We start from the raw sequence: 22,254 nt of genomic DNA, 5'->3' as shown, positions 1-22,254 counted from the left end.
ACCGCGGCGGGTTGTCACATCCCGGGGGTCGGCGGTGCTCTACCAATGTGAGGAAAGGCGTCAGTGCGTCGGCCGCGGCCCTGCCGGTCGGTCCGGTACGGGTGAGACAGGGGCGGGTGGCGGTGGCACACCGAGAGGTCGTCCGGGCGGACCTGGAGCAGGTGTTCCGTTCGGCCTACCCGCGGGTGGTCGCGGTCGCCGCGCGGGTGCTCGGCTCGCGGGACGAAGCGGAGGACGTGGCACAGGAGGTGTTCCTGAGCTTCGCCCGCACCACGGTCACCGCGAACGAGGCACCCGGGTGGCTCTCGGTCGCCGCGGCACACACGGCGCTCAACCTGCTGCGGTCGGGCCGGCGCCGCGCGTCCCGGGAAGAACGCGCTTCGCAGCAGGAGGTTCAAGCCGACATCGCCGACGCGGTGGTGACCAACGACGAACGCCGCCGCGTGCGGGCGGCGCTGGCCCGGCTGCCCCGCCGGCAGGCGGTGGCGCTGGTGCTCAAGCACAGCGGCCTGAGCTACGCCGAGGTCGCAGCCGCCCTTGATCTTTCGCCCGGAAGCGTCGGCACCACCGTGCGACGCGCCGAGGCCGCCCTTCGGGAGGAGTTGAACCGTCATGCGGCATCCGGCTGACGGCACGATCCGCCGGCTCCTGGACGAGCCGGCCGGGGTCGCCGACGCAGACCGCGAGCACGTCCGGGACTGCCCGGTGTGCCTGTCCACGCTGGCCACGATGAAGGAGGACGCGGAGATGACCGCGCGAGTGCTGGAGCAGAGCCAACCCGCCGACGTCGACGCCGCCTGGCTACGGCTGTCGAACAGCCTCGACGCCACCCCGGGAAGGGTGCCGACCCAGCGCAAGTGGCGCGCCGCGCTGCGCAGCCCGCTCGTCGCCGTGGTCGGGGTGGCCGTGATCGTCAGCGGGGCGAGCACCGCCGCCGCCACGGACTGGTTGCAGATCTTCCGGGCCGAGCGGGTGGCACCGGTCACCGCGCCCCGCGCCGACCTGGTGAGCCTGCCCGACCTCGACGAGGTCGGCACGCTCGAGGTCACCTCGAAGGTCGACGTCCGGCCCGTGGCCGACGCGGCGGCGGCCGAGAAGGTCAGCAACCTGGCCGTCCCGCGGGTCGAGCGGCTGCCGCGGGGGGTCACCGGGCAGCCGCGGTACTTCGCCGGCCCGCAGGCGAGCGCGAACTTCACGTTCTCGGTGGCCAAGACCGCGCAGACGCTCGGCGCCACCCCGCCGCCGCCACCGCCGGGCCTCGACGGCAGCCGGTTCCGGTTCACCGCCGGCCCGGGTGTGGTGTCGGTGTGGGGGCTCGACCGCGGCGTCCCGGCCATGATCGTGGGACGCGCGGTGGCGCCGGCCGTGTACTCGACGGACGTCCCGTTCGCGACCGCCCGGGACTACGTCCTGGCGCTGCCCAACGTGCCGGAGAGCGTGAAGTCGCAGCTACGCGGGTTCTCCGCTGACGGCAGCACGCTGCCGCTGTTCGTGCAGGCGGAGAAGATGACCACCAGCACCGCCGACGTCGGTGGCGTCAAAGCCACCGTGCTGGCCTCGCGCGACGGTCTCATGGCGGGCGTGGTGTGGGTCGAGGACGGCATCGTCACCGCGGTGGCGGGCCCGCTCAGCGTCGACGAGGTGCTGTCGGTCGCGCGCGGCCTGAAGGCGGGTCGATGACCGCCTCGATCGACGCCGCCCAGCAGCTCGTCGCCGACCTGCCCGCCACCGCGGCGGTGTGGTGCTCCGGGCTGCGCAAGCGGTACCGCCGGCAGACCGCGGTCGACGGCGTGTCGTTCACCGTCGGCCGCGGCGAGGTGCTGGGCCTGCTCGGCCCGAACGGCGCCGGCAAGACGACCGTCATCAAGATGCTGCTCGGTCTGGTGCGGCCCGACGCCGGTGAGGTGCTGCTGCTCGGACGGCCGGGAGCCGACCCCCGGGCCCGCGCCCGCGTCGGGTACCTGCCGGAGCTCTTCCGGTACCAGCCGTGGCTGACCGCCACCGAGGTGCTCATGCTGCACACCAGGCTCGCCCGCATCACCGTGCCGGCCGAGGAGCAACGCCAGTGCCTGGCCATGGTCGGCCTCGCCGACCGCGCCGGCGACCGGGTCGGCAGCTTCTCCAAGGGCATGCAGCAGCGGGTCGGGCTGGCCGTGGCGCTGGTCGCCCGTCCCGAGCTGGTGATCCTCGACGAGCCGACCAGCGCCCTCGACCCGCTCGGCCGGGCCGACGTGCGCGACCTGCTCCTGGAGTTGAAGGAGCGCCAGGTCGCCGTGATCCTCAACTCGCACCTCATCGGCGAGGTCGAGCGGGTCTGCGACCGGGTGGTGATCCTCGACAAGGGCCGGGTGGCCGCCGACGGCACGCTCGCCGAGCTGCTCGGCCAGCGCGAGCTGCGGATGCGCCTCGACGGGGTCACACCCGAGGCGCGGGAGCGGCTGGCCGCCGCCGGTCGGCTCACGAACCAGGGCGACGCGTACACGGTCACCCTGCCGCCGGACCACGACGACGCGCACGTTCCCGATCTCGTGGCCGACCTGGCCGGCCTGGGCGTGCGCATCCACTCCGTTGAACCGGGCCGGATCAGCCTGGAAGAGCGGCTGCTGGGCATTCTCCGAGGGGACCAGGCATGATCATTCTGACCGTCGCCGCCCTGACCCTGCAGGAGGCGGCCCGCCGCAAGGTGCTGCGCTCGCTCGCGGTGCTGACGGTGCTGCTGCTCAGCCTCAGCGCCTGGGGTTTCTGGCGCATCAACGCCGAGTTCGACGGGCTCACCACCGGCGAGTCGACCATCGCCACCGCGGCGGTACTCAACCTGGTGATGTTCGGGTTGAGCCTGATCGCCGCGCTCGGGACGGCGTTCCTGGCCGGTCCCACGCTGGCCGGCGACATCGAGAGCGGAACAGCGCTGTCGATGCTGGCGCGGCCGGTGCACCGCGCGTCGGTCCTGGCCGGCAAGTGGCTGGGCCTGGTGACCTTCGGCGGCGGCTTCGTGCTGCTCGCCGGCCTCACCCAGCTGCTCATCGTGCGGACCACCACCGGCTACTGGCCCCCGCGTCCGGCGACCGGCCTGGCGCTGCTCGCCGCACAGACGATCGTGCTGCTGACCCTCGGCCTGCTGCTGTCGACCGCGATCTCGCCAATGGCGTCGGGGATCGTGGCCGTGGGGCTGTTCGGCGCCACCTGGGTCGCCGGCGTGGTCGGCGGCGTCGGGCGGGCGCTGAACAACGGAAGCGTCGAGCAGGTCGGCACGGTGTCGCGGATGCTGCTACCGACCGACGGCCTGTGGCGCGGCGCGATGAACGCGTTCCAGGACCCGTCGCTGCTGTTCCAGTTCAGCGAGGCGTTCCGCGGCCACCCGTTCCTCAGCGACACGCCGCTGAGCGCCGGCTACATCGCGTGGACGGTGGTGTGGACCGCCCTGGTCCTGGGGCTGGCGACGCTGGCCTTCCACCGCCGCGACCTGTAAATCGGGTGCGGCGGCCGCCGCCCATCGTCGACAATGCGGGTCTGCCGAGGAAGGGAGAGGTCATGCGAGGCCTGGTCATGTCCACGTGTGGAGGATTCATGACCGTGAAGGGCTTCCCGCTTGCCTCGCCGCACCCTCAACCTCGGAGTACTCGCCCATGTCGACGCCGGTAAGACGTCACTGACCGAACGCCTCCTTTACGAGGCGGGCGTCGTCGACCGGATCGGCAGCGTCGACGCGGGCACCACGTCGACCGACTCGCTGGAGCTCGAACGCCAGCGTGGCATCACGATCCGGTCGGCGGTCGCGTCGTTCGCCGCGCACGGCACGCTCGTCAACCTCATCGACACGCCCGGCCATCCCGACTTCATCGCCGAGGTCGACCGGGTGCTCGAGGTGCTCGACGGCGCCGTGCTCGTCGTGTCGGCCGTCGAGGGCGTGCAGCCGCAGACGCGGGTCCTGATGCGGGCGCTGCGCCGGCTGCGGGTCCCGACGCTGGTGTTCGTCAACAAGATCGACCGACCGGGCGCGAGCGACGCGCGGACCCTCGACGCGATCACCCGGCGCCTCACCCCGGCGGCCGTCGCGATGGGCCGCGCCACCGGGCTCGGCAGGCCGGACGCGCGGTTCCTGCCGTGGCGGCCCGCCGAGGCCCGCCGCCGGCTCGTCGACACCCTGAGCGCACGCGACGACGCCCTCCTCGCCGAGTTCCTCGCCGGCGAGCCGACCGTTGAGCGCCTCCACGCCGCGCTCGCCGGGCAGGTGGAGGCGATGATCGCGCATCCGGTGTTCTTCGGGTCGGCGATCACCGGCGCCGGGATCGAGCCGCTGGTCAGGGCGCTGGTCACGCTGCTGCCGGCGGCGACCAGCGACGCGGGCGCGCCGTTCGTCGGGCGCGTGTTCAAGATCGAGAAGGGCCCGGTCGCGTACGTCCGCGTCGACACGGGCACCCTGCGCGTGCGCGACCGGGTCAGCGCCCGCGGCGGCCGGGTCGGCCGCGTCACCGCGCTCGGCGTCTTCACCGACCGCGGCGAGGTCGCCGGCGGCGAGGTCGGGCCCGGCGGCATCGCCGCCGTCCGGGGGTTGGCGTCCGTACAGGTCGGCGATGTCGTGACGGTCGGTGCCGTCTCCACCATCAGAGGTGACGCACGGACCGCACGCCATTTCGCCCCACCCACCCTGTCGACCGTGGTCGTGCCCGACCACCCGGAGCAACGGGCCGGGCTGCGCCAGGCGCTCGCGTTCCTCGCCGCGCAGGATCCGCTGATCGACGTCCGGCAGGACGACGTCCGGCACGAGATCTCGCTGTCCCTGTACGGCGAGGTGCAGAAGGAGGTCGTCGCCGCGACGCTGGCCGCGGAGTACGGCGTCGCGGTGACGTTCCGCGACACGACCCCGATCTGTGTCGAACGCCCGGCCGGAACGGGCTCGTCGGCCGAGGTCCTCTTCGCGCCGGGCAACCCGTTCACCGCGACGCTCGGGCTGCGGGTGGAGCCGGCGCCACCCGGGTCGGGCGTCACCGTGCGCACCGAGGTCGACCTCGCCTCGATCCCGATGTACGTGTACAAGCGGCAGGACGCGTTCGCCGCGATGATGGCCGGCTACATCAGGGCGGCGCTGGCCGAGGGCCTGTGCGGCTGGGAGGTCACCGACTGCGTGGTGACCGTGGTCCGCAGCGGCTACCAGGCGCCCAGCACCACGGCCGCCGACTTCCGCCGGCTCACGCCGGTGGTGCTGATGCGGGCGCTCGCCGAGGCCGGCACGCGGGTCTGCGAACCGCTGGCCCGGGCGCGGGTGGAGGTGCCGGCGGAGACGGTCGGGCCGCTGCTCGCGGTGCTCGGGCGCGCGTCGGCGGTCGTGACCGCGCAGACCCGCGACGGCGACCTCGTCACCGTCGAGGCGCTGCTCCCGGCGACCGCGGTGCCCGCGGTGCAGCGCCAGCTGCCGGGAACCACGGGCGGCGAGGGCTCGATCGAAACCGACTTCGGCGGCTACCGGCCGGTGACGGGCAGCCCACCCGTCCGCGGGCGCACCACCCCCGACCCGCGCAACCTCGACGAGTACCTGCGCGTCCAGCGGTGACCCTGTCCGACAGGTACCGGACAGCGCCGGCCCGCCGTCGGGAGGACCGTGGATGTCCATGACGTACCCGCCGCTGACCGTGCGGCTGGCGACAATCGTGCACCGCCTCGGGCTGGCCAAGGCCGACGACGACGCGCTGCGGACGGCCGTCGACCGCGCGGTCACCCGGACCTTCGACGACCGGCCCTGGGTCGGCCCGCTCCTCGACGCCGTGCTCGCCGGCCGCGCCACCGACGAGCCGGTGCCCTGCCCCGGCGGGCCGGACGGGCTCGTCGCGGTCCTCCTGGAGGTGACGACCCGCGACGGCGGGTCGCTGTGGATGGACCGCGACGGCGACCGCTGGCGCTGGGTGATGCCCCGGCTGAACCTGGTGCTGAGCCTGGGCCCGACGGACTACACGCTTACCACCTGGGTCACCGCGTTCCCGCGGCTGACGACCGGCCTCGCGACGATCCTGTACGGGCTCGGCGTCGCCGGTGACGACGACGCGGCGCTCCGCGCCGACGTGCACGAGGCCGTGTGGGTGCGCTTCGGCGACCGCGAGCCGCCGGCCTGGATGGGCGCCGTCGTCGACGGGATCATCTACGGGCGCTTCGACCTCCGGCCGGTGCCGATCCTGGCCGGCGGCGACGTGCTGCTCAACATCCTCACCGAGCTCCAGCAGCGGTTCGCGGTGTCGTTGCACGTCGAGGACGGGTGGTGGTCGTGGTCGCTGCCGGCGTTCGGCGCCTGCCTGTTCGTCGGCGGCGGCCGCTACACCATCACCCCGCTCGATCCGGGTTAGGGTCCGACACGTGCCGCCACCCGACCCCGACCCCGGCTCGCCGGCGGTTCTGGTGCTCGCCGCCGCGATCGTCGGCGCGCCGTCGGCGTCGCGGTGGGCATTCGTCCGCCTGTTCCTCACGGCGCTCGTCGGGGTGGTCGCCGACGTGTCGGGGCCGCCGCCGCGGTCACCGGTGCTCGGTGACCTGGAGGTCACCCGGCGCGACACCGGCGCGACGGTGCTGCGGGTCGACGGCGCCACCGCCGACCTGCTGGACCACGTGCGTCAGCAGCTCGACGAGCTGACCGTGGCCGAGTTCCTCGACCGGTGGAGCGTCGACCCCGACGCGCTTCACTCCACCGGGACGTAGACGACGTCGACCACGAGGTCGGGGCGCTGCGCCCGCACCTGGTCGGCCGTCTCCCGGGCCTTGGGCGTCGTCGGGACCAGGAGCACCGGCGTGCGCACCCGGTCGATCGTCTGCACGAAGTGCACCACGGGACCTTCCGGGCTCTCCGGCAGGAACTGGGTGAAGTACGGCTGCACCCGCCCGGAGGTCCGCTGGAGCATCGCCAGGTACAGGCTGCACATCAGCGTCGCGTACGAGCCCTCGGTGACGACGATCGTCGCCGCGCCCGCCCGCGCCGGCACCTGGTCGTCGACCGTCGTGACCCAGTTGGCGACCACGTTGTTGCGGGCCGGCTTCCCGGCGTGCCACTGGCGGGCGGTCTGCTCCACCTTCGTCGGCTCGTAGGGGCGGGTGTCGACCACCAGCCCGCCGGCGACCGCGACGGCGACCGCCAGCAGCGCCGCCGACGCCACCTCGGCGGGGCGGCCGAGGAGACCGGCCGGCCGCTTCGGGCGGGGCATGAACAGGGTGACCGCGCCGAGCCCGACGAGCAGCGTCACGAGCATGCCGTGCAGGGACTTCTCGAGGTAGTACACGCCCTCGGCGTCGGTCAGCTTCTGGTGGGCCAGGAACGCGGCCGGCAGCGCGGCGACGGCGAGCGCTGTCGCCCCGTACGCCCGCCAGACCCGCAGCCGGCGCCCGGCCGGCGACAGCACCGCCGCCGCGACGACGAGCGCGAGCGTGACCAGCAGGCCACGCGGGATCGGGAAGACGCCGCCGGCGTCGCCGAACTTGTCGTCCTGGTTCGCGTAGGCGACCCCGACGACCGAGACCACCGACGCCAGCGCACCGGCGACGACCGCGACCGGGACGACGAACAGCAGGTGGCGGAGGACGTCGGACCGGCGCCGCCACAGCCAGACCACGATCGCCAGGCCCGCCGCGGGGAGGTAGAGGTGGTAGCTGAACCCGATTCCGACGAGCATCGCCGCGGCGAGCACCGCCGTCTGCCGGAACGACGCGGGCGGCCGCGCCAGGATCGCGACCAGCACGGCGAGGAACGCGAGGCCGAGCATCTGGCCCGGGAACCCGAAGATCGGGAAGATCGACAGGTCGCCGTAGATCAGCACGATGGTCAGCACGGCCAGCAGCGGCATCCGCCGCGGCCAGGTCAGCAGCGGCCCGGCGATCCACGTGGCGGCCCACATGATCGCGAGGGCCAGCAGCACGTACGTCGCGACCATGAACATCACGTAGTGGTCGACGAACTCCGGCATCGCACCCGGTCCGGTACCGGAACGGACGAAGTTGTCGAGGAGGCCGGCGCTCAGGTGCCAGCCCGACGGGTAGTACCGCAGGATGTCGTACAGGTCGGGGACGTCCGCCGCGCGCTCCGGGAACGCGTAGCCGCCGAGGCGGCGGATCACGTCGACCATCGTCACGTGGCGGGCCTGGTCCTCACCGCCCGTGATCAGCCCGAGCCGGCCGATGGTGCCCGTCCGCAGGTACGGCCAGGCCACGTACCAGGCCACCACCGCGACCGCACCGAGCGTGACGACGTCGCCGACGGTGGGCCGGGGCAGCCGCCACTCCCGACCGGTGACGTGGAGGGTGGCGAGCACCAGGAACGCGAGCGTCGCGACCGGCCACGGGTGCATCCCGAACGGCCAGGCGGTGAACAGCAGCCCGGCGGCGCAGGTCGCGCCGGCCAGCAGCATGGTCGTCAGCAGGAGCCGGTCGAGCAGCGTGCGGCCCGCGCCGAACAGCCCGGCGGTGGCGACGAGGAGAGCGGGTGGCAGCAGCCAGTCGGCCCCGACCAGGTGGGTCAGGGCGGGGACGGCCAACGCCAGCGTGAACAGGATGCCGGCGCGGAGCCACGGCCGTGCTGGCCGGGACGGTGGGTGGGCATGGTTCACCGGACGTGTCTGAACAGCGGCGGACACCCCGCACACGATAGGGCTCGATTCGCCGAACGCGAAACCCACTATCCGTAATGCCGCAAAGTGACTCTCGGTCACCGGGCCGCGCTCACGAGAACAGCGCGACCAGAGTGGCGTGTGCCCTGCCGAGCCGGCCGGCGTCGGTGCCCGTCTCGACCACCACGCGCTGGCAGCCGTCGAGTTCGACGTACAGCGTGCCGGCGGTGTCGTCCGCCGGGCGGACCAGGGCGAACAGGCTGGCCGGGGTGGTGCAGGCCGGTGCGGCGGTGGTCTGCTTCAACGCCGCCGCGAGCGCCGGTCGCCGCTGCGCCGGCAGCTCGGACCCGCGCTCGAACGTGCCGGTCGGCTTCCCGCCTCCCCGCTCGGCCGGCGGGACCCGGTACACGCAGACGCGCAGCGCGGCGGCCGACGGGAACGGGTCCTCCCCGGTGGGAGGTGACGCGTCCGTCCGGTGCTGGCCGGTGACCCACACGACGTCGGCCCAGTTCTGGGTGCAGCCGGTCGCCGCGGCCCCCGACGACTCGAGCTCGCGCACCGGGCGCGCCGAGACGCGCACCAGCGTGAGGTTCTCGACCGCCCGCCGAACCTCGATGCGGATCTTCCCGCACGCGTCGGCCGGGGTGCCCGGCCGCACCCACCGGCCGTCGGCGTCGACGAGGGCGAACCACGGGACGCCCGGCAGGTCGGCCGTGCAGGCGCCGGTGGTGCGGCGCTCGTCGGGCAGCCGGACGGCGTCGAGCACGGCGGCCACGTCGTCGGGTCCGTCGGCGCGGCTCTCGGCGGCGACGAGGTCCGTTGCGCCGTCGGCCCGCTTGTCGGGCTCCAGCCGGCACACGACCACGGCCGTCGGCTCGAAGTCGGCGCCGAGCCGGGGCAGCTGGAGCGACTCGGCCGGGTTCAGGTCCGGCAGGGGCACCGGCGCGCCGACCGCGGAGCAGGAGGTCCACGAGGGCTGCGGCTCGGCCGGCGCCCCGGGCGGGCCACCGGCCGAGCCGGCCGATCCGGCCGAGCCGCCGCAGCCGGCCACGAGAACCATCACGAGCCCGGCGAGAAGGGGAGTCCGCATGCCTGTCCGACGCGGCCGGCCGGCACGCGGTTCCGCTACGCGCCCTCGACCCTGCGCTTCAGCGCGACGAGGTCGGCGAGGACCGCGTTCGCGTCGCGGTCGAACTCCCCGTCGGTCATGCCGGGCTGGCGGCGGACGCTGAACACCACCTCGCAGCCGGTGCCGTCGGCGGTGACCCGCATCGGGTTGTAGAACGTCTCCCCCGACTCCACCGTGACGTGGTGGTCGAGCACGCCGAACTCGTTGGGTGGCGCCCAGTCGAGCACGATGCGCCCCATGGGCGACTCGGCGACCCACCGGCCGTCGACCCGGTCGACGGAGCTGCACAGCCCCGGGGCCCACTCCGGCAGGTTCGCGGGGTCCGACGCGTAGTCGTAGACCTCCTTCAGGGGCCGGTCGATGTACGTGCTGACGTGTCGCGAGGTCATGGCGTCACGGTAGAAGACCGCCGGCCGGACCGTATTGAACGGAACGGACACTCTGTTACCGTTGTCCACATGCGACCGTCCGTCTTCGTGATGATGCCCCGCCAGCGGGGCTAGCTGACGCTGCACGGACGACGATCCGAGGCCCCGTTCACGGGGCCTCGACGTGTTTCTGAACCGCGTTTCTGAACCGCGTTTCGGGGCCCCGGTGGATTCCAGGAGGTTCCGATGTACTACGTCACCACGACCATCCCCTACGTCAACGCCCGCCCGCACCTCGGGTTCGCGCTCGAACTGGTGCAGGCCGACGTGCTCGCCCGACATCGCCGCCAGCGCGGCGAGCCGGTGCGGTTCCTGTCGGGCACCGACGACAACTCGCTGAAGAACGTGCTCGCCGCCGAGGCCGAGGGCGTGCCGACGCAGGACCTGGTCGACCGCAACGCCGCCGCGTTCGAGGCCCTGCGCGACCCGCTGGTGCTGTCGTTCGACGACTTCATCCGCACCAGCCGCGACCCGCGCCACCGGCCGGGAGTGGAACGGCTGTGGCGCGCCTGCGCCGCGTCGGGCGACCTGTACCGCCGGCACTACCGGGGGCTGTACTGCGTCGGGTGCGAGCAGTTCTACACCGACGCCGAGCTCCGCGCCGGCCGGTGTCCCGAACACGGCACCCCGCCGCAGCCGGTGGTCGAGGAGAACTGGTTCTTCCGCCTGTCGCGGTACCGGGACCGGCTCGCCGAGATCATCCACAGTGGACAGTTGCGGATCGAGCCGGCCGCCCGCCGCAACGAGGTGCTGAGCTTCATCGCGCAGGGGCTCGAGGACTTCTCCATCTCCCGGTCGCACACGCGGGCCCGCGGCTGGGGCATCCCGGTGCCCGACGACCCCGACCAGACCATCTACGTCTGGTGGGACGCTCTCGGCAACTACCTCACCGCGCTGGGCTACGCCGACGACGCCACCGACTACCGCCGCTGGTGGGCCGGCGACGGCCGGCGCGTGCACCTGCTCGGCAAGGGCGTGCTGCGCTTCCACGCGGTCTACTGGCCGGCGATGCTCCTGTCGGCCGGCGCGCCCCTGCCCACCGACCTGCTCGTGCACGACTACCTCACCGTCGACGGCGAGAAGATCAGCAAGTCTACGGGCGCGGCCGTGGACCCGGTCGACCTGGTGACCCGGTTCGGCACCGACCCGGTGCGCTGGTGGCTGCTGCGCGAGGTCCCGCGGGTGGGAGACGTCGACTTCACCGTCGAGCGGCTCGTGGCCCGGGCCAACGGCGATCTCGCCGGCGGACTGGGCAACCTCGTGCACCGCGTCGTCACGATGGTCCACAAATACAACGACGGACGCCCGCCGGTGGGCACCGGACCGGAGCACCGGCTGACCGCGCAGGTCGCGCAGCGGGTCGACGCGGCGCTGGAGGCCTTCGACCTCCGCGCCGCCACCGCCGCCGTGTGGACCATCGTCGAGGAGGCCAACCGCTACATCGAACGCACCCGGCCCTGGCATCTGTCCACAGTGGACCGTGACGACGCGCTCGACGTGCTCCTGCGCGCCTGCCGAGCGCTCGGTGAGCACCTGGCCCCGTTCCTGCCCGACACCGCGGCCCGGATCGCCGCCCGGTGCACGCCGGTCGACGGCCGGCTGCCCGAGCCGCGGCCGCTGTTCCCGCGGATCCTCACGGCCACTCCCGCGACAGCCGGGTGAACGTCGCGGGGTCGCTGTGCAGCGGGATGACGCACAGCAGGTGACCGCCGGGTGCCCGCAGGATGCGGCACTCCAGCCACCGGTTCACCTCGACCGCGCCGAGGGCGACCAGCCGCGCCGTCTCCGCGTCGACGTCGTCGGTCTCGATGTCGACGTGGTAGCGCGGCTGGTCGTCGACGGCCTGCACCGCGAGCACCAGGTCGGGCAGCGCGTCGCGGAGCCCGGTGAACTGCGGCTCGTCGGGCGGCGACTGCGTCGGCGCGCCCAACGCCTGCGACCAGAACGTGGCGGCGGCGGGCGCCTCGGCGGCCGGCGTGTCGATGAGGATCGTGGAGAGCCTGCTGCGATGCGTCATGTCCCGATCCTCACAGACGGCCCTACAGGCGGTGGAGCGCCACGTCGGTGAGCCGGCCGTCGGCCGCGGTCGCGGTGAGGTAGGTGTGGTGCGGCTGGCGCCGCCGGTCGGTGGGCGAGCCGGGGTTCAACAGCCGCGGCCCGCCGGGCGCCGTCGTGTCCCACGGGATGTGCGAGTGGCCGAAGACCAGCACGTCGACGTCGGGAAACCGGTCGGCGCAGCGCTTCTCGCGTCCCGTCGCCGGTCCCGTCTCATGGACCACGGCGAACCGCACGCCGCCGAACTCCGCGCGCGCGACCTCGGGCAGGCGCCCGCGCAGCGCGGCGCCGTCGTTGTTGCCGTAACAGGCGAGGAGACGGGCGGAGCGCGCCTCCAACGCGTCGAGCAGCGCCACCTCCACCCAGTCACCGGCGTGCACGACGACGTCGGCCGCGTCGACCGCGGCCCACAACGGCGCGGGCAGGTCGCGGGCGCGCCGGGGAACGTGGGTGTCGGACATCAGGACCAGTCGCACGCCCCGAGCCTATGGCCCCACCGAGACACGGCGCCGGCGCGGTCCGCGACGGCGTTCCCTCCGGCGGCGGCATGCCAGCCAGTGCGGCCGGGTCGTCGGTGCGCAGGTCGAGCACGCCGCCGAGGACCGTCACCCACCGCGGTGTCGGCTCGACACGCCCCACCGTGAGCCCGTACAGGAGGGTCTCGGGCCAGCCGACGAGCCGGCAGACGGTGCCGCGGTCGAGGTTCCGCACGGCCAGCAGCCGCCACAGCACGAGGCCGAACGTCATCGACGCGACCGGTGGCACCCCCGGCCCGCGCGGCGCGGCCGCCGGCAGCGACCGGGCGAACCCTCGCACCGACGCGATCCGCTCCGGCGGCAGCCAACAGGCCCGCTCGAGCACCCGACGCACGTGGCGCCTCGCGTCGAGGGTCGGCCGGCATCATCGCGGGCGGCACCGCGTCGTCCACGACGGGCAGGGTACCGGGGTCGGCGGGCGGTTGAGCTCAACCAGGGTCGAGGTCCAAGGATGGTGGCGTCGCCACCCCGCAGCACGTGTCGGGCGACCGGCTGATCCTCGGCGTGGGCTCCGGCGGCGGTGCCGCGCAGTGGGCGGCGGCGGGCGTCCCGTACGCCGAGCGCGGGCCCCGCACCGAGACGGCGCTGCGCCTGCTTCCGCGGCTGCTGGGCGAGGGCTGGTTCCCCTCGCTGCTGACGCCCGCCGACCTCCGGATCGGCGCGGCCGACCTCGTCGAGGCCGCCCACCTCGCCGCCGCACGGCCCGCCCCGGCCACGCAGCCGGCGAACCGGCCGCCGCACCGCGACTCGCGGTTTTCGGACACGCCGACCCACCGCCACCCCCCGCCACCCGCCGACGACCGGCCGCCAAGCCGACCTTGGACGATCGTGCACCCTCTGGGCATGCACAGACGTCCAAGATCGGTCGCGACGTACCCGACCGCAGTCCGAAAAGACCGCTGTGAACTGTATTGCGCGTCGCACAAGCACGAACAGGCCGCCTCACGGCGTCGGCTGCACCGGGAGCGGCGACGTCGGCTTGATCTCCTGCAGCCGCAGCAGGGTGTTCAGGCGCTGGGCGCCGCGCGTCGACAGGCGCACCAGGACCTGCTGGAGCTCGGCCACGTCGCGCGCCACCACCAGGAGCATCGCGTCGATCTCGCCGGCCACCCAGTCGGCCGCGATGATCTGGGGCATGGCCCGCACCGCGTCCTCGAAGCCGCGGTTGGCGCGCGGATCGTGCCGGGCCAGCGTCACCGACACGTACACCTGCAGCGGAAAGCCCGCCTCGGCCGGATCGAGCCGCGCGGCGATGAGCCGCACCACGCCGGTCTCCTTCAGGCGGCGCACGCGGTTGAGCGTGCCGGCCGGCGACAGCCCCGCGATCCGGGCCAGCTCCACGTTGGTGCGGTCGGCGTCCTCCTGAAGCTCGCGCAGTAGCAGGATGTCAATTTCGTCAAGTCGAACGGCCATTCTGCTGAATATAGTTCAGCCGAGGCGCCGATCGGGTCGATATACAGCAGCGACCGTGGACCATCGGATCATGCGCACCAGGACCCTGCTCGCCCTGACCTCGTCCGGACTCCTCTGGGGCACCACCGTTCCCCTGTCGAAGGTGGCCCTGGCCGACTGGGGACCGGCCTGGCTCACCGTCGCCCGCTTCACGCTGGCCGCGCTGCCGCTGGCGTGGATCGGCCGGCGGCACCTGCGACGGGCCCTCACTCCCGGCGTCGCCGGGTGGGGCGTCGCCGGCTACGGCGTGGTGATCGTGCTGCAGAACGCCGGCATCGAACGCACCAGCGTGTCGCACGCCGCCCTGCTGATCGGCGCGATGCCGGTGCTGGTCGCGCTGCTCACGGTCGGGCTCGGCCGGGGCCGCGTCGGGCCGGTCGCGTGGCTGGGGTTCGCGGTCGCGCTCGGCGGTATCGCGGTCATCAGTGTCGACGGCGTGGGCGCGGCCTCGCTGGCCGGTGACGCCCTCGTGCTCGTGTCGCTGCTGTTCGCGGCCGCGTTCATGGTGGCCCAACCGCGGCTGCTCGCGGGCCGTGACCCGGTCGCGGTGACCGCCGTGCAGCTCGCCGCCGCCGCCCTGGGCACCCTGCCGGTGGCGGTGGCCGTCGACGGTGTGCCCACCGCGGCGCCCGGCGCGGCGCCGATGGCGGCCATGGTCGGCCTGGCGGTCGGCGGCACGCTCGTGCCGTTCACGCTGTTCGCCTGGGCCCAGGCACGGATCTCGCCGGAGGTCGCCGGCGCGTTCCTGAACCTGGAGCCGCTGGTCGGCGTCGTGCTCGGCGTGGCCGCGTTCGGCGACCCGCTCGGCGTTCCGCAGGTCGTCGGTGGAGCGGCGATCCTCGCGGGCATCGGTCTCAACGCCGTTCCCCTCGGCGGGCGGCGGACCGGCCCGGCGGCGGCCGGGCCGGCGGTCACCAACCCGGCGGCCGGATCCACGGCCGGATCCACAGCGGGGCCGCGGGAGCTGACCGGCGCCGGCGTGGGATAGCCGGGGCGTGGGTACGGTCCACCCGTGCTGATCTCCGAGTTCGCCGACCTCGTCCTCGGCCACGTCGGATCGCCGGCCGGGCGGCCGTCCGTCCTCGCCGTCGACGGGCGCAGCGCCAGCGGCAAGACCACGCTCGCCGCCCGGCTGGCCGACGCCGTTCCCGGCACGACCGTGGTGCACACCGACGACATCGCCTGGTGGCACTCGGTCTTCGACTGGGTCGACCTGATCGTCGACGGGGTCCTGGAGCCGGTGCGGCGCGGCGCGGCGGTGTCGTACCGGCCGCCGAAGTGGGACGAGCGTGGCCGGGCCGGCGCCGTGGTGGTTCCGGCCGGCCAGCGGTTGCTGATCGTCGAGGGGGTCGGTGCCGGCCGGCGCGAGCTCACCGACCACCTCGACGGCGTCGTGTGGGTCGAGACCCCGCGGGCGGCCCGCGACCGCCGCGACGAGGCGCGCATGGCGGCCGGAGAGGTCAGCCGCGAGACCTACGAGTCGTGGATGGCCGAGGAGGAGCCGTTCGTCGCTGAGCAGCGCGCGTGGGAGCGCGCGTTCGCCGTCGTCGACGGAACCTCGTCCACCACAGTCGGACTTTTGTCGGAAGCCCACGTGAATGACACGTGACATGAATGAACGATGACCATCACTGCCTGCCTAGCGCTCGCTTGATCACAGGTGCGATGATCTACCCCTGCCTGGCACCCGTCCGACCACAAAGGACGGTCCGCGGCAAAGGGGGTTCCTCCATTGTCTGACGTACTGCCTTGACCGCCGTCGCGGACCCGGCTCCCGTCGCCGCGACCCTGACGGAGGCGTTGTCGCAGGCGACCGAGAGCGGCCGGGTCGGCGCACTCGCCGCCCGCGGCCAGCGCGACCTCACCGACCGCGCCGTCGCGTATCCCGAGCTGTTCCCGCCGAAACCCTTCGACGGGACGCTGTTCGGCTCGGTCGCGCTCGCGAACGCCAACGCGGCACCCTGGTGCACGGGTGACCAGCTCACGGTCGCCAACCGCACGGCGTTGTGGATGTGCGCCGCCGACTGGCGCATCGACTACCGGGCGAAGACGGCCGGCGAGGCCGACGCCGTCGTCGCGCGCTGCCTGGCCGTCGCCGGCGGTCGCGAGCCCGCCGACGACGACGCGCTCGGCCGGTTCCTCGCCGAGATCCGGGCCTCGCTGGGCCCGGGTACCCGCACGCTGCGCCGGGCCTGGAGCACGGAGCTGCGGCTGGTGCTCGGCGCGATGGCCCGCGAACGGCGGTGGACGCTCGACCACGCCGCCGGCGGGCCGCTGCCGACGCTCGCCCGGTACCTCGCCAACTCCGACAGCTTCGCGTCGTCGTTCGTCAACGTCTCGCACTGGATCGCGCTGGGCGAGGCGGCGACGCTCGCGCACCTGCCCGACCTCACCGCGGCGGGCCGGGTCGTGCAGCGGATCCTGCGGCTGGTCAACGACCTCGCGACGTACGAGCGCGACGTCGCGTGGGGCGACGTGAACGTCCTGATGCTCGGCGTCGACCGGGCCGAGGCGACCGCGATGGTCGCCGGGCTCGTCGAGGAGTGCCTCGGCATGCTGGAGCCGCTGACGGAGCACTGTCCGCGGGAAGCGGTGTATCTGGCCCGGCAGATCGGGTTCAGCTCCGGCTTCTACCGGGTCGGCGACTTCTGGGGACGTCTGTGACGCTCCACGTCACCGGCGTGGCGGGTGCGGTGCGCGGCCTGTTCGACGGCATGGCGCGCGAGCCGTGGGGGCAGACGTCCCCGTCGGTGTACGAGACCGGTCGGCTGGTGACGCTGGCGCCGTGGCTCACCGGCCACGCCGAGCGGGTGCGGTGGCTCGTCGACACCCAACACCCCGACGGGACGTGGGGCGCACCCGACGGGTACGCGCTGGTCCCCACGTTGAGCGCGGTCGGGGCGCTGCTGTCGACGGACGCCTCCGCGGCCGCCGACCGGGGGCTGCGCGCGCTGGCCGCGCTCATCCCCCGCCTCGCGACGGTGCCGGACACGCCCGCCGCCGACCTGCTGGTGCCGGCCCTGGTCGGCCAGGTCAACGACCACCTCCACCGCGCCGGTGGCCGACCGCCGCTGCCGCTGCCGGCGGGCATGACCGGCGGTCGGCTCGCGGCCGTACGCCGGCTGCTGCTCTCGGGCGCACCGGTGCCGGACAAGCTCCTGCACGCCGCCGAGTCCGTGGCCGACCTCGTGCGGGCCGCGCCGGCGGTGCATCCCGTGCCGCCGCCGGGCGCGGGGTGGTCGTCGGGCATCGTCGGCGCGTCGCCGGCGGCGACGGCCGCCTGGCTGGCATCGCGGCCGGACGCCGCCGGGCCGGCGCTGGCGTCGCTGGAGTATCTGGAGACCGTGGTGCGCCGGCACGGTGGACCGGTGCCGTGCGCGCTGCCGATCCCCGTGTTCGAACGGTCGTGGGTGCTCAGCACGCTCGCGCGGACGGGCGTCCCCTTCACGGCGCCGACCGCGATGGCGCGTGACCTGGCCGCGGCGCTCGGCCCGGACGGCACCGCCGCCGGGCCGGGCCTGCCGGCGGACGCCGACACGACGTCGGTGGCGCTGTTCGCACTCGCGTCGCTCGGCGTGCCGGCGGACCCCGGATGCCTGCTGCGGTACCGGGTCGACGGGCATTTCTGCACCTGGCCCGGCGAGAACGGCGTATCGGTGACCACCAACGCCCACGTCCTCGACGCCCTCGGAATGCACGTCGCGACCGGGGGTGTGTCCATCTCGGACAGTCTGGTGCCCACTGTGGACCGGCTGGCGGGGTGGCTGTGCGACCACCAGACAAGCGACGGTCCGTGGATCGACCGATGGCACGCGTCTTTGTACTATGCGACATCGTGCTGTGTCCTCGCGTTGGACCGGTTCGGCCGGTGGGGGCCGGCGGCCCGGGCGGTCACGCCCGCGGTCGACCGGGCCGTGGCGTGGGTGCTCGACACCCAACGACCCGACGGTTCCTGGGGTCGATGGACCGGAACCACCGAGGAGACCGCGTACGCGATGCACGTCCTGCTGGGTACCAGACGGACACCCGACGGCCGCACCGAGCGGGCCGTCGCACGTGGTCGCGCGTACCTTCTGGAAACGATCGACGCACCGGGACCCGCGCTGTGGCACGACAAGGACCTCTACCGACCCGGTGCCATCGTGCGCGCATTCACAATCGCCGCGCTGCACCTGGCCAGCGACCGCGGACCTCGGCCATCGGTCGATATAGTCTGACGATTCGCGCAGGGAAGATCACCGCTTCGTAACGTTTGTATTGGAATGCGAAGCGTGTACTGATAGCGTGCCCCGGGTGCTACGCGGTGAGCGACGGGCCACAAACCCGGCGTGAACGGTGGCCGATCCGAACCGAGAGGGTGCGGGTTCCGGCAAATCCCAGGCTGTGGATGGTGTGATGGGCTCCCGTGGGTCGCGCCTGCGTACCAAGATCGTTGCTCTCCTGCTCTCCCTGACGGCGCTCTGGGCGTTCGCGGCGTGGGTGACGCTGCGGGACGGCCTGAACCTGCTCGGGGTGCAGACACTCAACACCGCCGTCTACGAACCCTCCGAACCGCTGCTGCTCGATCTGCAGGTGGAGCGGCGGATGTCGATCGGGTTCCTCGGCACCGCGAGCGGCCCGAAGCCGGCCGAGCTCGACGCCCACCGGCAGAAGATCGACGGGCTGGTCACGACGTTCAAGGACTCCCTCGACGGCCGGCTGGCGGGCATCGCCACCGACGACGACCTGCGGGAGCGGCTCGACCAGCTCGTCGAGCGGCTCGACGGGCTGCCCGTGCTGCGCTCCGACATCGACAACCGTGCCATCGACCGGGTCGCCGCCGCCGAGGCGTACAACGTCGTCGTCGACTCGATCTTCCAGGTCTACTCCGCCCTCGGGCAGCTCGACGACCCCGGCATCGCACAGGACACCACCACGTTCATCGAGCTGAACCAGGCCCGCGAGCTGATGTCGCGCGAGGACGCGCTGGTCACCGGCGCGCTCGCCGCTGGTCGCATGAACGACGCCGAGTACGTCCGCTTCACCCAGTTCGTCGGCAACCACCGGATGATCGCCGCCGCCGCGGCCGACCGGCTTCCCGACGCCGACCGCGGCCGGTACGAGGCGATGGTCGCCGGTCCCGCGGCCACCGCGTTGCGCGCGGCCGAAGACAAGATCATCGCGGACGCGCGACCGGCGCTGCGGCTGCAGATCACCGCCGACGCCTGGCGCAAGACCGCCGACGACGCCCAGCAGGCCCTCCTCGACGTCGTCCTCACCGGTGGCGAGGCGCTGGTCGAACGCGCCACCCCGGTCGCCATCTGGGTGGTCATCCGGGTGCTGCTCGCGGCCGGCCTCGGGCTCCTGACCGTCATCGCGTCGGTCATCGTGGCGATCACGACGGCGCGGGCCCTGCTGCGGCAGCTGGAACGCCTGCGTGAGGCGGCCCGGCACCTGGCCAACGAGCGGCTGCCCGACGTCGTCGACCGGCTCAGCCGCGGAGAGACCGTCGACGTCGCCACCGAGGCGCCGCCGTTGGAGTTCGGCAGCGACGAGATCGGCCAGGTCGGCCAGACGTTCAACGCCGTGCAGGAGACCGCCGTGCGGGTCGCGGTCGAACAGGCCGAGCTGCGGCGCGGGGTCCGCGACATCTTCCTCAACCTGGCCCGGCGCACGCAGGCCCTGGTGCACCGGCAGCTGACGCTGCTCGACGAGATGGAACGCCGGCACGACAACGCCGCCCAGCTCGACGACCTGTTCCGGCTCGACCACCTGGCAACCCGCATGCGGCGCAACGCCGAGAACCTCATCGTGCTCTCGGGCGCGACACCGGGCCGGGCCTGGCGGCGCACCGTCCCGATCGTCGACGTGATCCGCGGCGCGGTCGCCGAGGTCGAGGACTACACGCGGGTCACCGTGCTGCCGACCGGTGAGTACGGGCTCGCCGGCCGGGCCGTCAGCGACGTCATCCACCTGCTGGCCGAGCTCGTCGAGAACGCGTTGTCGTTCTCGCCGCCGCACACCGAGGTCCAGGTCAAGAGCCAGCTCGTGGCGAACGGCTACGTCGTGGAGATCGAGGACCGCGGGCTCGGCATGACCGAGCAGGAGCTGGCCGACGCGAACCGGCTCATCGCCCGCCCGCCGGAGTTCAACCTCAGCGCGGTGCGGCTCGGGCTGTTCGTCGTGAGCCGGCTCGCCGAGCGGCACCGGATGCGGGTGCAGCTGCGCGAGTCGCCGTACGGGGGCACGACCGCGATCGTCCTCATCCCCCGCGAGCTGATCAGCGAGCTGGCCGACGAGCCGGTCCCGGTGCCCGCCGTCGTCGGTGCGCCGGCCGAACGCGCCGCGAAGCCCACGCCGGTCGCGGGTTCCGGAGAAACGGCGGGCTCCACGCGGTCAGCCCACACCGTGACGACGGCCGCGACCGCACCGACCACCGCGCCCCGCGACGAGCCGGTGGTGCAGCGCCAGACCTCCACCGGTCTCCCGGTGCGCAACCGCCAGGCGAACCTTCCCACGCCGCTCCAGGACGACGCGCCGCCGCCGGCCGCCGAACCCGAGGACCGCCCCCGTCCGCCGGAACGGGTCCGCAGCATGATCGCGTCGTACCAGGCGGGCACCCGACGGGCGCGGGCCGAGCTGCCACCGCGCGACCCCAGCCACCCACCGGACACGGGCGACCGGTAGACCGAGAACGACGAGAGGCACAGATGGCGACACCGAATGTCGACCTGACCTGGTTACTCGATGACCTCGTCGGTCGGGTCAAGCAAGCCGAGCACGCCGTCGTGCTCTCCGTCGACGGCCTGCTGAAGGCCTCGTCCCACGGCCTGAGCAAGGACGACGGCGAGCACCTGGCCGCGATCGCCTCCGGGATCCAGAGCCTGGCCCGCGGCGCGGGCAACCGGTTCAAGGGCGGGCCGGTGCAGCAGGTCATCGTCGAGATGGCGTCGTCGTTCCTGCTCATCACGGCCGCCGGGCACGGCGCGTGCCTGGCCGTGCTGGCCTCGGAGGACGCCGACCTCGGGCTGATCGCCTACGAGATGGCCATGCTCGTCACCCGAGCCGACCGGTTCCTGACCTCGCCCCAGCGAACCACCGAACCGCCGTCCTCCGGCGAGGTTCCGGATGAGTGAGACCCCCGACGAGCTCTGGGTCGACGACCACGCCGGCCCGGTGGTGCGCCCGTACGCGATCACCCGCGGACGCACCCGCCACGCCCACGGCGACTTCGACATCATCTCGCTCGTGACGACGCTGCGCCCCGCGACGCCGCACGACATCGGCATCGGGCCGGAGCACGCGTCGATCCTGCGGCTCGGCACCCGCCCGCAGTCGGTCGCCGAGCTGGCCGCGTACCTGCAGCTGCCGCTCGGCACCATCCGCGTGATGCTCGGTGACCTGCTGGAACGTGGACTGGTGCACATCCAGGAACCCCAAGCGCCGGACGGGTTCACCGACACGCACATCATCGAGGCGGCGATCAATGGACTCCGTGCTCTCTGACCCCGTGCCTGCCGTACTGCCGACCACCATCAAGATCATCGTCGCCGGCGGGTTCGGCGCCGGGAAGACCACCATGGTCGGCGCGGTCAGCGAGACCGGGCCACTGCGTACCGAAGAGGTGCTCACCGAAGAGGGCATCGGCATCGACAACCTGTCGGGCATCGAGGAGAAGGCGACCACGACCGTCGCCATGGACTTCGGCCGGATCACCCTCTCGCCCGAGCTGATCCTGTACCTGTTCGGCACCCCGGGGCAGAGCCGCTTCTGGTTCGTCTGGGACGAACTCGCGATCGGCGCGATCGGCGCGGTGGTGCTCGCCGACACGCGGCGCCTCGCCGACTGCTTCCCGTCGGTGGACTACTTCGAGCGGCGCGGCACGCCGTTCGTCGTCGCGGTGAACTGCTTCGAGGGCGCCAAACAGTACGAACTCGAAGACGTCCAACTCGCCCTCAACCTCGACGACGGCGTACCGGTCCTGCTGTGCGACGCGCGCGAGCGGGAGTCGAGCAAGAACGTGCTCATCACGCTGCTGCAGCACGCCAACGAGATCGGCCGGCGCAAGCGCGTCGACGCGTGACGCCGCGGAGGGC

At 73.3% G+C, this 22,254-nt stretch carries 22 protein-coding genes and 1 pseudogene; 17 read left to right on the top strand and 6 right to left on the bottom strand.

The annotated features are described in order from the left end of the window. Positions 1 to 122 precede the first annotated feature (122 nt). The 7 genes from Voc01_RS15055 (at position 123) to Voc01_RS15025 (ending at position 6,684) form a co-directional block, all read left to right on the top strand. The gene (locus Voc01_RS15055; protein ID WP_239160206.1) at positions 123 to 629 is read left to right on the top strand and encodes a sigma-70 family RNA polymerase sigma factor; all 507 of its coding nucleotides are present in this window, start codon (positions 123 to 125) and stop codon (positions 627 to 629) included. Next, positions 613 to 1,680: a hypothetical protein gene (locus Voc01_RS15050; RefSeq protein ID WP_203928029.1), complete on the top strand. Its 1,068-nt coding sequence runs from the start codon at positions 613 to 615 to the stop codon at positions 1,678 to 1,680. Before Voc01_RS15055 ends, Voc01_RS15050 begins: the two co-directional genes overlap by 17 nt. Beyond that, on the top strand, positions 1,677 to 2,633 hold the full coding sequence (locus Voc01_RS15045; RefSeq protein ID WP_203928028.1) for an ABC transporter ATP-binding protein: 957 nt from the start codon (positions 1,677 to 1,679) through the stop codon (positions 2,631 to 2,633). Before Voc01_RS15050 ends, Voc01_RS15045 begins: the two co-directional genes overlap by 4 nt. Beyond that, positions 2,630 to 3,469, top strand: coding sequence for an ABC transporter permease subunit (locus Voc01_RS15040; protein WP_203928027.1), 840 nt, complete (start codon positions 2,630 to 2,632; stop codon positions 3,467 to 3,469). The genes Voc01_RS15045 and Voc01_RS15040 overlap by 4 nt, the downstream gene beginning before the upstream one ends. Positions 3,470 to 3,589: 120 nt before the next feature. Beyond that, a complete protein-coding gene (locus Voc01_RS15035) occupies positions 3,590 to 5,551 on the top strand; it encodes an elongation factor G (RefSeq protein ID WP_203928026.1) in 1,962 nt (653 codons plus the stop codon). Positions 5,552 to 5,609: 58 nt separating this feature from the next. After that, positions 5,610 to 6,335, top strand: a complete 726-nt coding sequence (locus Voc01_RS15030; protein ID WP_203928025.1) for a hypothetical protein — start codon at positions 5,610 to 5,612, stop codon at positions 6,333 to 6,335. Positions 6,336 to 6,345: 10 nt separating this feature from the next. Then, complete coding sequence (locus tag Voc01_RS15025; RefSeq protein WP_203928024.1) at positions 6,346 to 6,684, top strand: hypothetical protein; 339 nt, start codon at positions 6,346 to 6,348, stop codon at positions 6,682 to 6,684. Here the strand turns inward: Voc01_RS15025 and Voc01_RS15020 are convergent. From Voc01_RS15020 to Voc01_RS15010, 3 genes are all read right to left on the bottom strand, one after another. Further along, on the bottom strand, positions 6,666 to 8,606 hold the full coding sequence (locus Voc01_RS15020) for a hypothetical protein (RefSeq protein ID WP_203928023.1): 1,941 nt from the start codon (positions 8,604 to 8,606) through the stop codon (positions 6,666 to 6,668). The two genes, Voc01_RS15025 and Voc01_RS15020, sit on opposite strands and share 19 nt — an antisense overlap. Positions 8,607 to 8,691: 85 nt before the next feature. Further along, positions 8,692 to 9,669: a hypothetical protein gene (locus Voc01_RS15015; RefSeq protein WP_203928022.1), complete on the bottom strand. Its 978-nt coding sequence runs from the start codon at positions 9,667 to 9,669 to the stop codon at positions 8,692 to 8,694. A gap of 35 nt (positions 9,670 to 9,704) precedes the next feature. Beyond that, on the bottom strand, positions 9,705 to 10,097 hold the full coding sequence (locus tag Voc01_RS15010; RefSeq protein WP_203928021.1) for an SRPBCC family protein: 393 nt from the start codon (positions 10,095 to 10,097) through the stop codon (positions 9,705 to 9,707). 225 nt (positions 10,098 to 10,322) lie between these two features. Between Voc01_RS15010 and Voc01_RS15005 the strand changes: the two genes are divergently transcribed. Continuing rightward, positions 10,323 to 11,798, top strand: a complete 1,476-nt coding sequence (locus Voc01_RS15005; RefSeq protein WP_203928020.1) for a methionine--tRNA ligase — start codon at positions 10,323 to 10,325, stop codon at positions 11,796 to 11,798. Here Voc01_RS15005 and Voc01_RS15000 read toward each other — a convergent pair. Then, complete coding sequence (locus Voc01_RS15000) at positions 11,770 to 12,153, bottom strand: VOC family protein (protein WP_203928019.1); 384 nt, start codon at positions 12,151 to 12,153, stop codon at positions 11,770 to 11,772. The genes Voc01_RS15005 and Voc01_RS15000 overlap by 29 nt on opposite strands. A 22-nt stretch (positions 12,154 to 12,175) precedes the next feature. Further along, a complete protein-coding gene (locus Voc01_RS14995) occupies positions 12,176 to 12,667 on the bottom strand; it encodes a metallophosphoesterase family protein (RefSeq protein ID WP_203928018.1) in 492 nt (163 codons plus the stop codon). Positions 12,668 to 13,198: 531 nt separating this feature from the next. Between Voc01_RS14995 and Voc01_RS54640 the strand changes: the two are divergent. Continuing rightward, positions 13,199 to 13,330, top strand: a pseudogene (locus tag Voc01_RS54640) (LLM class flavin-dependent oxidoreductase); the annotation flags it as partial. 339 nt (positions 13,331 to 13,669) lie between these two features. On the opposite strand, the gene Voc01_RS14985 reads toward Voc01_RS54640, so the two are convergent. Then, positions 13,670 to 14,140: an Lrp/AsnC family transcriptional regulator gene (locus tag Voc01_RS14985; protein ID WP_203928017.1), complete on the bottom strand. Its 471-nt coding sequence runs from the start codon at positions 14,138 to 14,140 to the stop codon at positions 13,670 to 13,672. Between the two features lie 70 nt (positions 14,141 to 14,210). On the opposite strand from Voc01_RS14985, the gene Voc01_RS14980 reads away from it, so the two are divergent. The 8 genes from Voc01_RS14980 (at position 14,211) to Voc01_RS14945 (ending at position 22,241) form a co-directional block, all read left to right on the top strand. Next, positions 14,211 to 15,167 carry a DMT family transporter gene (locus Voc01_RS14980; protein WP_203928016.1) on the top strand — a complete coding sequence of 319 codons (957 nt, stop codon included), beginning with the start codon at positions 14,211 to 14,213 and terminating at the stop codon, positions 15,165 to 15,167. Positions 15,168 to 15,191: 24 nt separating this feature from the next. Continuing rightward, positions 15,192 to 15,788 (top strand): uridine kinase family protein, encoded by a 597-nt coding sequence (locus Voc01_RS14975; protein WP_239160205.1) that lies wholly within the window; start codon positions 15,192 to 15,194, stop codon positions 15,786 to 15,788. A 140-nt stretch (positions 15,789 to 15,928) separates the two neighbouring features. Further along, positions 15,929 to 16,843, top strand: coding sequence for a terpene synthase family protein (locus Voc01_RS14970; RefSeq protein WP_239160204.1), 915 nt, complete (start codon positions 15,929 to 15,931; stop codon positions 16,841 to 16,843). Next, positions 16,840 to 18,396, top strand: coding sequence for a prenyltransferase/squalene oxidase repeat-containing protein (locus tag Voc01_RS14965; RefSeq protein ID WP_203928015.1), 1,557 nt, complete (start codon positions 16,840 to 16,842; stop codon positions 18,394 to 18,396). Before Voc01_RS14970 ends, Voc01_RS14965 begins: the two co-directional genes overlap by 4 nt. Positions 18,397 to 18,574: 178 nt before the next feature. Further along, positions 18,575 to 20,845, top strand: a complete 2,271-nt coding sequence (locus Voc01_RS14960; protein WP_203928014.1) for a sensor histidine kinase — start codon at positions 18,575 to 18,577, stop codon at positions 20,843 to 20,845. A 23-nt stretch (positions 20,846 to 20,868) separates the two neighbouring features. Next, positions 20,869 to 21,294, top strand: coding sequence for a roadblock/LC7 domain-containing protein (locus tag Voc01_RS14955; RefSeq protein WP_203928013.1), 426 nt, complete (start codon positions 20,869 to 20,871; stop codon positions 21,292 to 21,294). Further along, complete coding sequence (locus Voc01_RS14950; protein ID WP_203928012.1) at positions 21,287 to 21,664, top strand: DUF742 domain-containing protein; 378 nt, start codon at positions 21,287 to 21,289, stop codon at positions 21,662 to 21,664. Before Voc01_RS14955 ends, Voc01_RS14950 begins: the two co-directional genes overlap by 8 nt. Further along, complete coding sequence (locus Voc01_RS14945; protein ID WP_203928011.1) at positions 21,645 to 22,241, top strand: GTP-binding protein; 597 nt, start codon at positions 21,645 to 21,647, stop codon at positions 22,239 to 22,241. The genes Voc01_RS14950 and Voc01_RS14945 overlap by 20 nt, the downstream gene beginning before the upstream one ends. Positions 22,242 to 22,254: the final 13 nt, after the last annotated feature.

Source organism: Virgisporangium ochraceum (genome assembly GCF_016863655.1).
Lineage (GTDB): Bacteria > Actinomycetota > Actinomycetes > Mycobacteriales > Micromonosporaceae > Virgisporangium > Virgisporangium ochraceum.
This window is presented reverse-complemented; position numbering and strand designations above follow the sequence as displayed.

What these genes read in the sequence shown, in the direction of transcription:
- Voc01_RS14980 (WP_203928016.1), top strand. Translation starts at nt 14,211, where the DNA reads ATGCGCACCAGGACCCTGCTCGCCCTGACCTCGTCCGGACTCCTCTGG.
- Voc01_RS15030 (WP_203928025.1), top strand. Translation starts at nt 5,610, where the DNA reads ATGACGTACCCGCCGCTGACCGTGCGGCTGGCGACAATCGTGCACCGC.
- Voc01_RS14985 (WP_203928017.1), bottom strand. Translation starts at nt 14,140, where the DNA reads ATGGCCGTTCGACTTGACGAAATTGACATCCTGCTACTGCGCGAGCTT.
- Voc01_RS14955 (WP_203928013.1), top strand. Translation starts at nt 20,869, where the DNA reads ATGGCGACACCGAATGTCGACCTGACCTGGTTACTCGATGACCTCGTC.
- Voc01_RS15050 (WP_203928029.1), top strand. Translation starts at nt 613, where the DNA reads ATGCGGCATCCGGCTGACGGCACGATCCGCCGGCTCCTGGACGAGCCG.
- Voc01_RS14950 (WP_203928012.1), top strand. Translation starts at nt 21,287, where the DNA reads ATGAGTGAGACCCCCGACGAGCTCTGGGTCGACGACCACGCCGGCCCG.
- Voc01_RS15045 (WP_203928028.1), top strand. Translation starts at nt 1,677, where the DNA reads ATGACCGCCTCGATCGACGCCGCCCAGCAGCTCGTCGCCGACCTGCCC.
- Voc01_RS15040 (WP_203928027.1), top strand. Translation starts at nt 2,630, where the DNA reads ATGATCATTCTGACCGTCGCCGCCCTGACCCTGCAGGAGGCGGCCCGC.
- Voc01_RS14960 (WP_203928014.1), top strand. Translation starts at nt 18,575, where the DNA reads ATGGGCTCCCGTGGGTCGCGCCTGCGTACCAAGATCGTTGCTCTCCTG.
- Voc01_RS14945 (WP_203928011.1), top strand. Translation starts at nt 21,645, where the DNA reads ATGGACTCCGTGCTCTCTGACCCCGTGCCTGCCGTACTGCCGACCACC.
- Voc01_RS15005 (WP_203928020.1), top strand. Translation starts at nt 10,323, where the DNA reads ATGTACTACGTCACCACGACCATCCCCTACGTCAACGCCCGCCCGCAC.
- Voc01_RS15015 (WP_203928022.1), bottom strand. Translation starts at nt 9,669, where the DNA reads ATGCGGACTCCCCTTCTCGCCGGGCTCGTGATGGTTCTCGTGGCCGGC.
- Voc01_RS15010 (WP_203928021.1), bottom strand. Translation starts at nt 10,097, where the DNA reads ATGACCTCGCGACACGTCAGCACGTACATCGACCGGCCCCTGAAGGAG.
- Voc01_RS15000 (WP_203928019.1), bottom strand. Translation starts at nt 12,153, where the DNA reads ATGACGCATCGCAGCAGGCTCTCCACGATCCTCATCGACACGCCGGCC.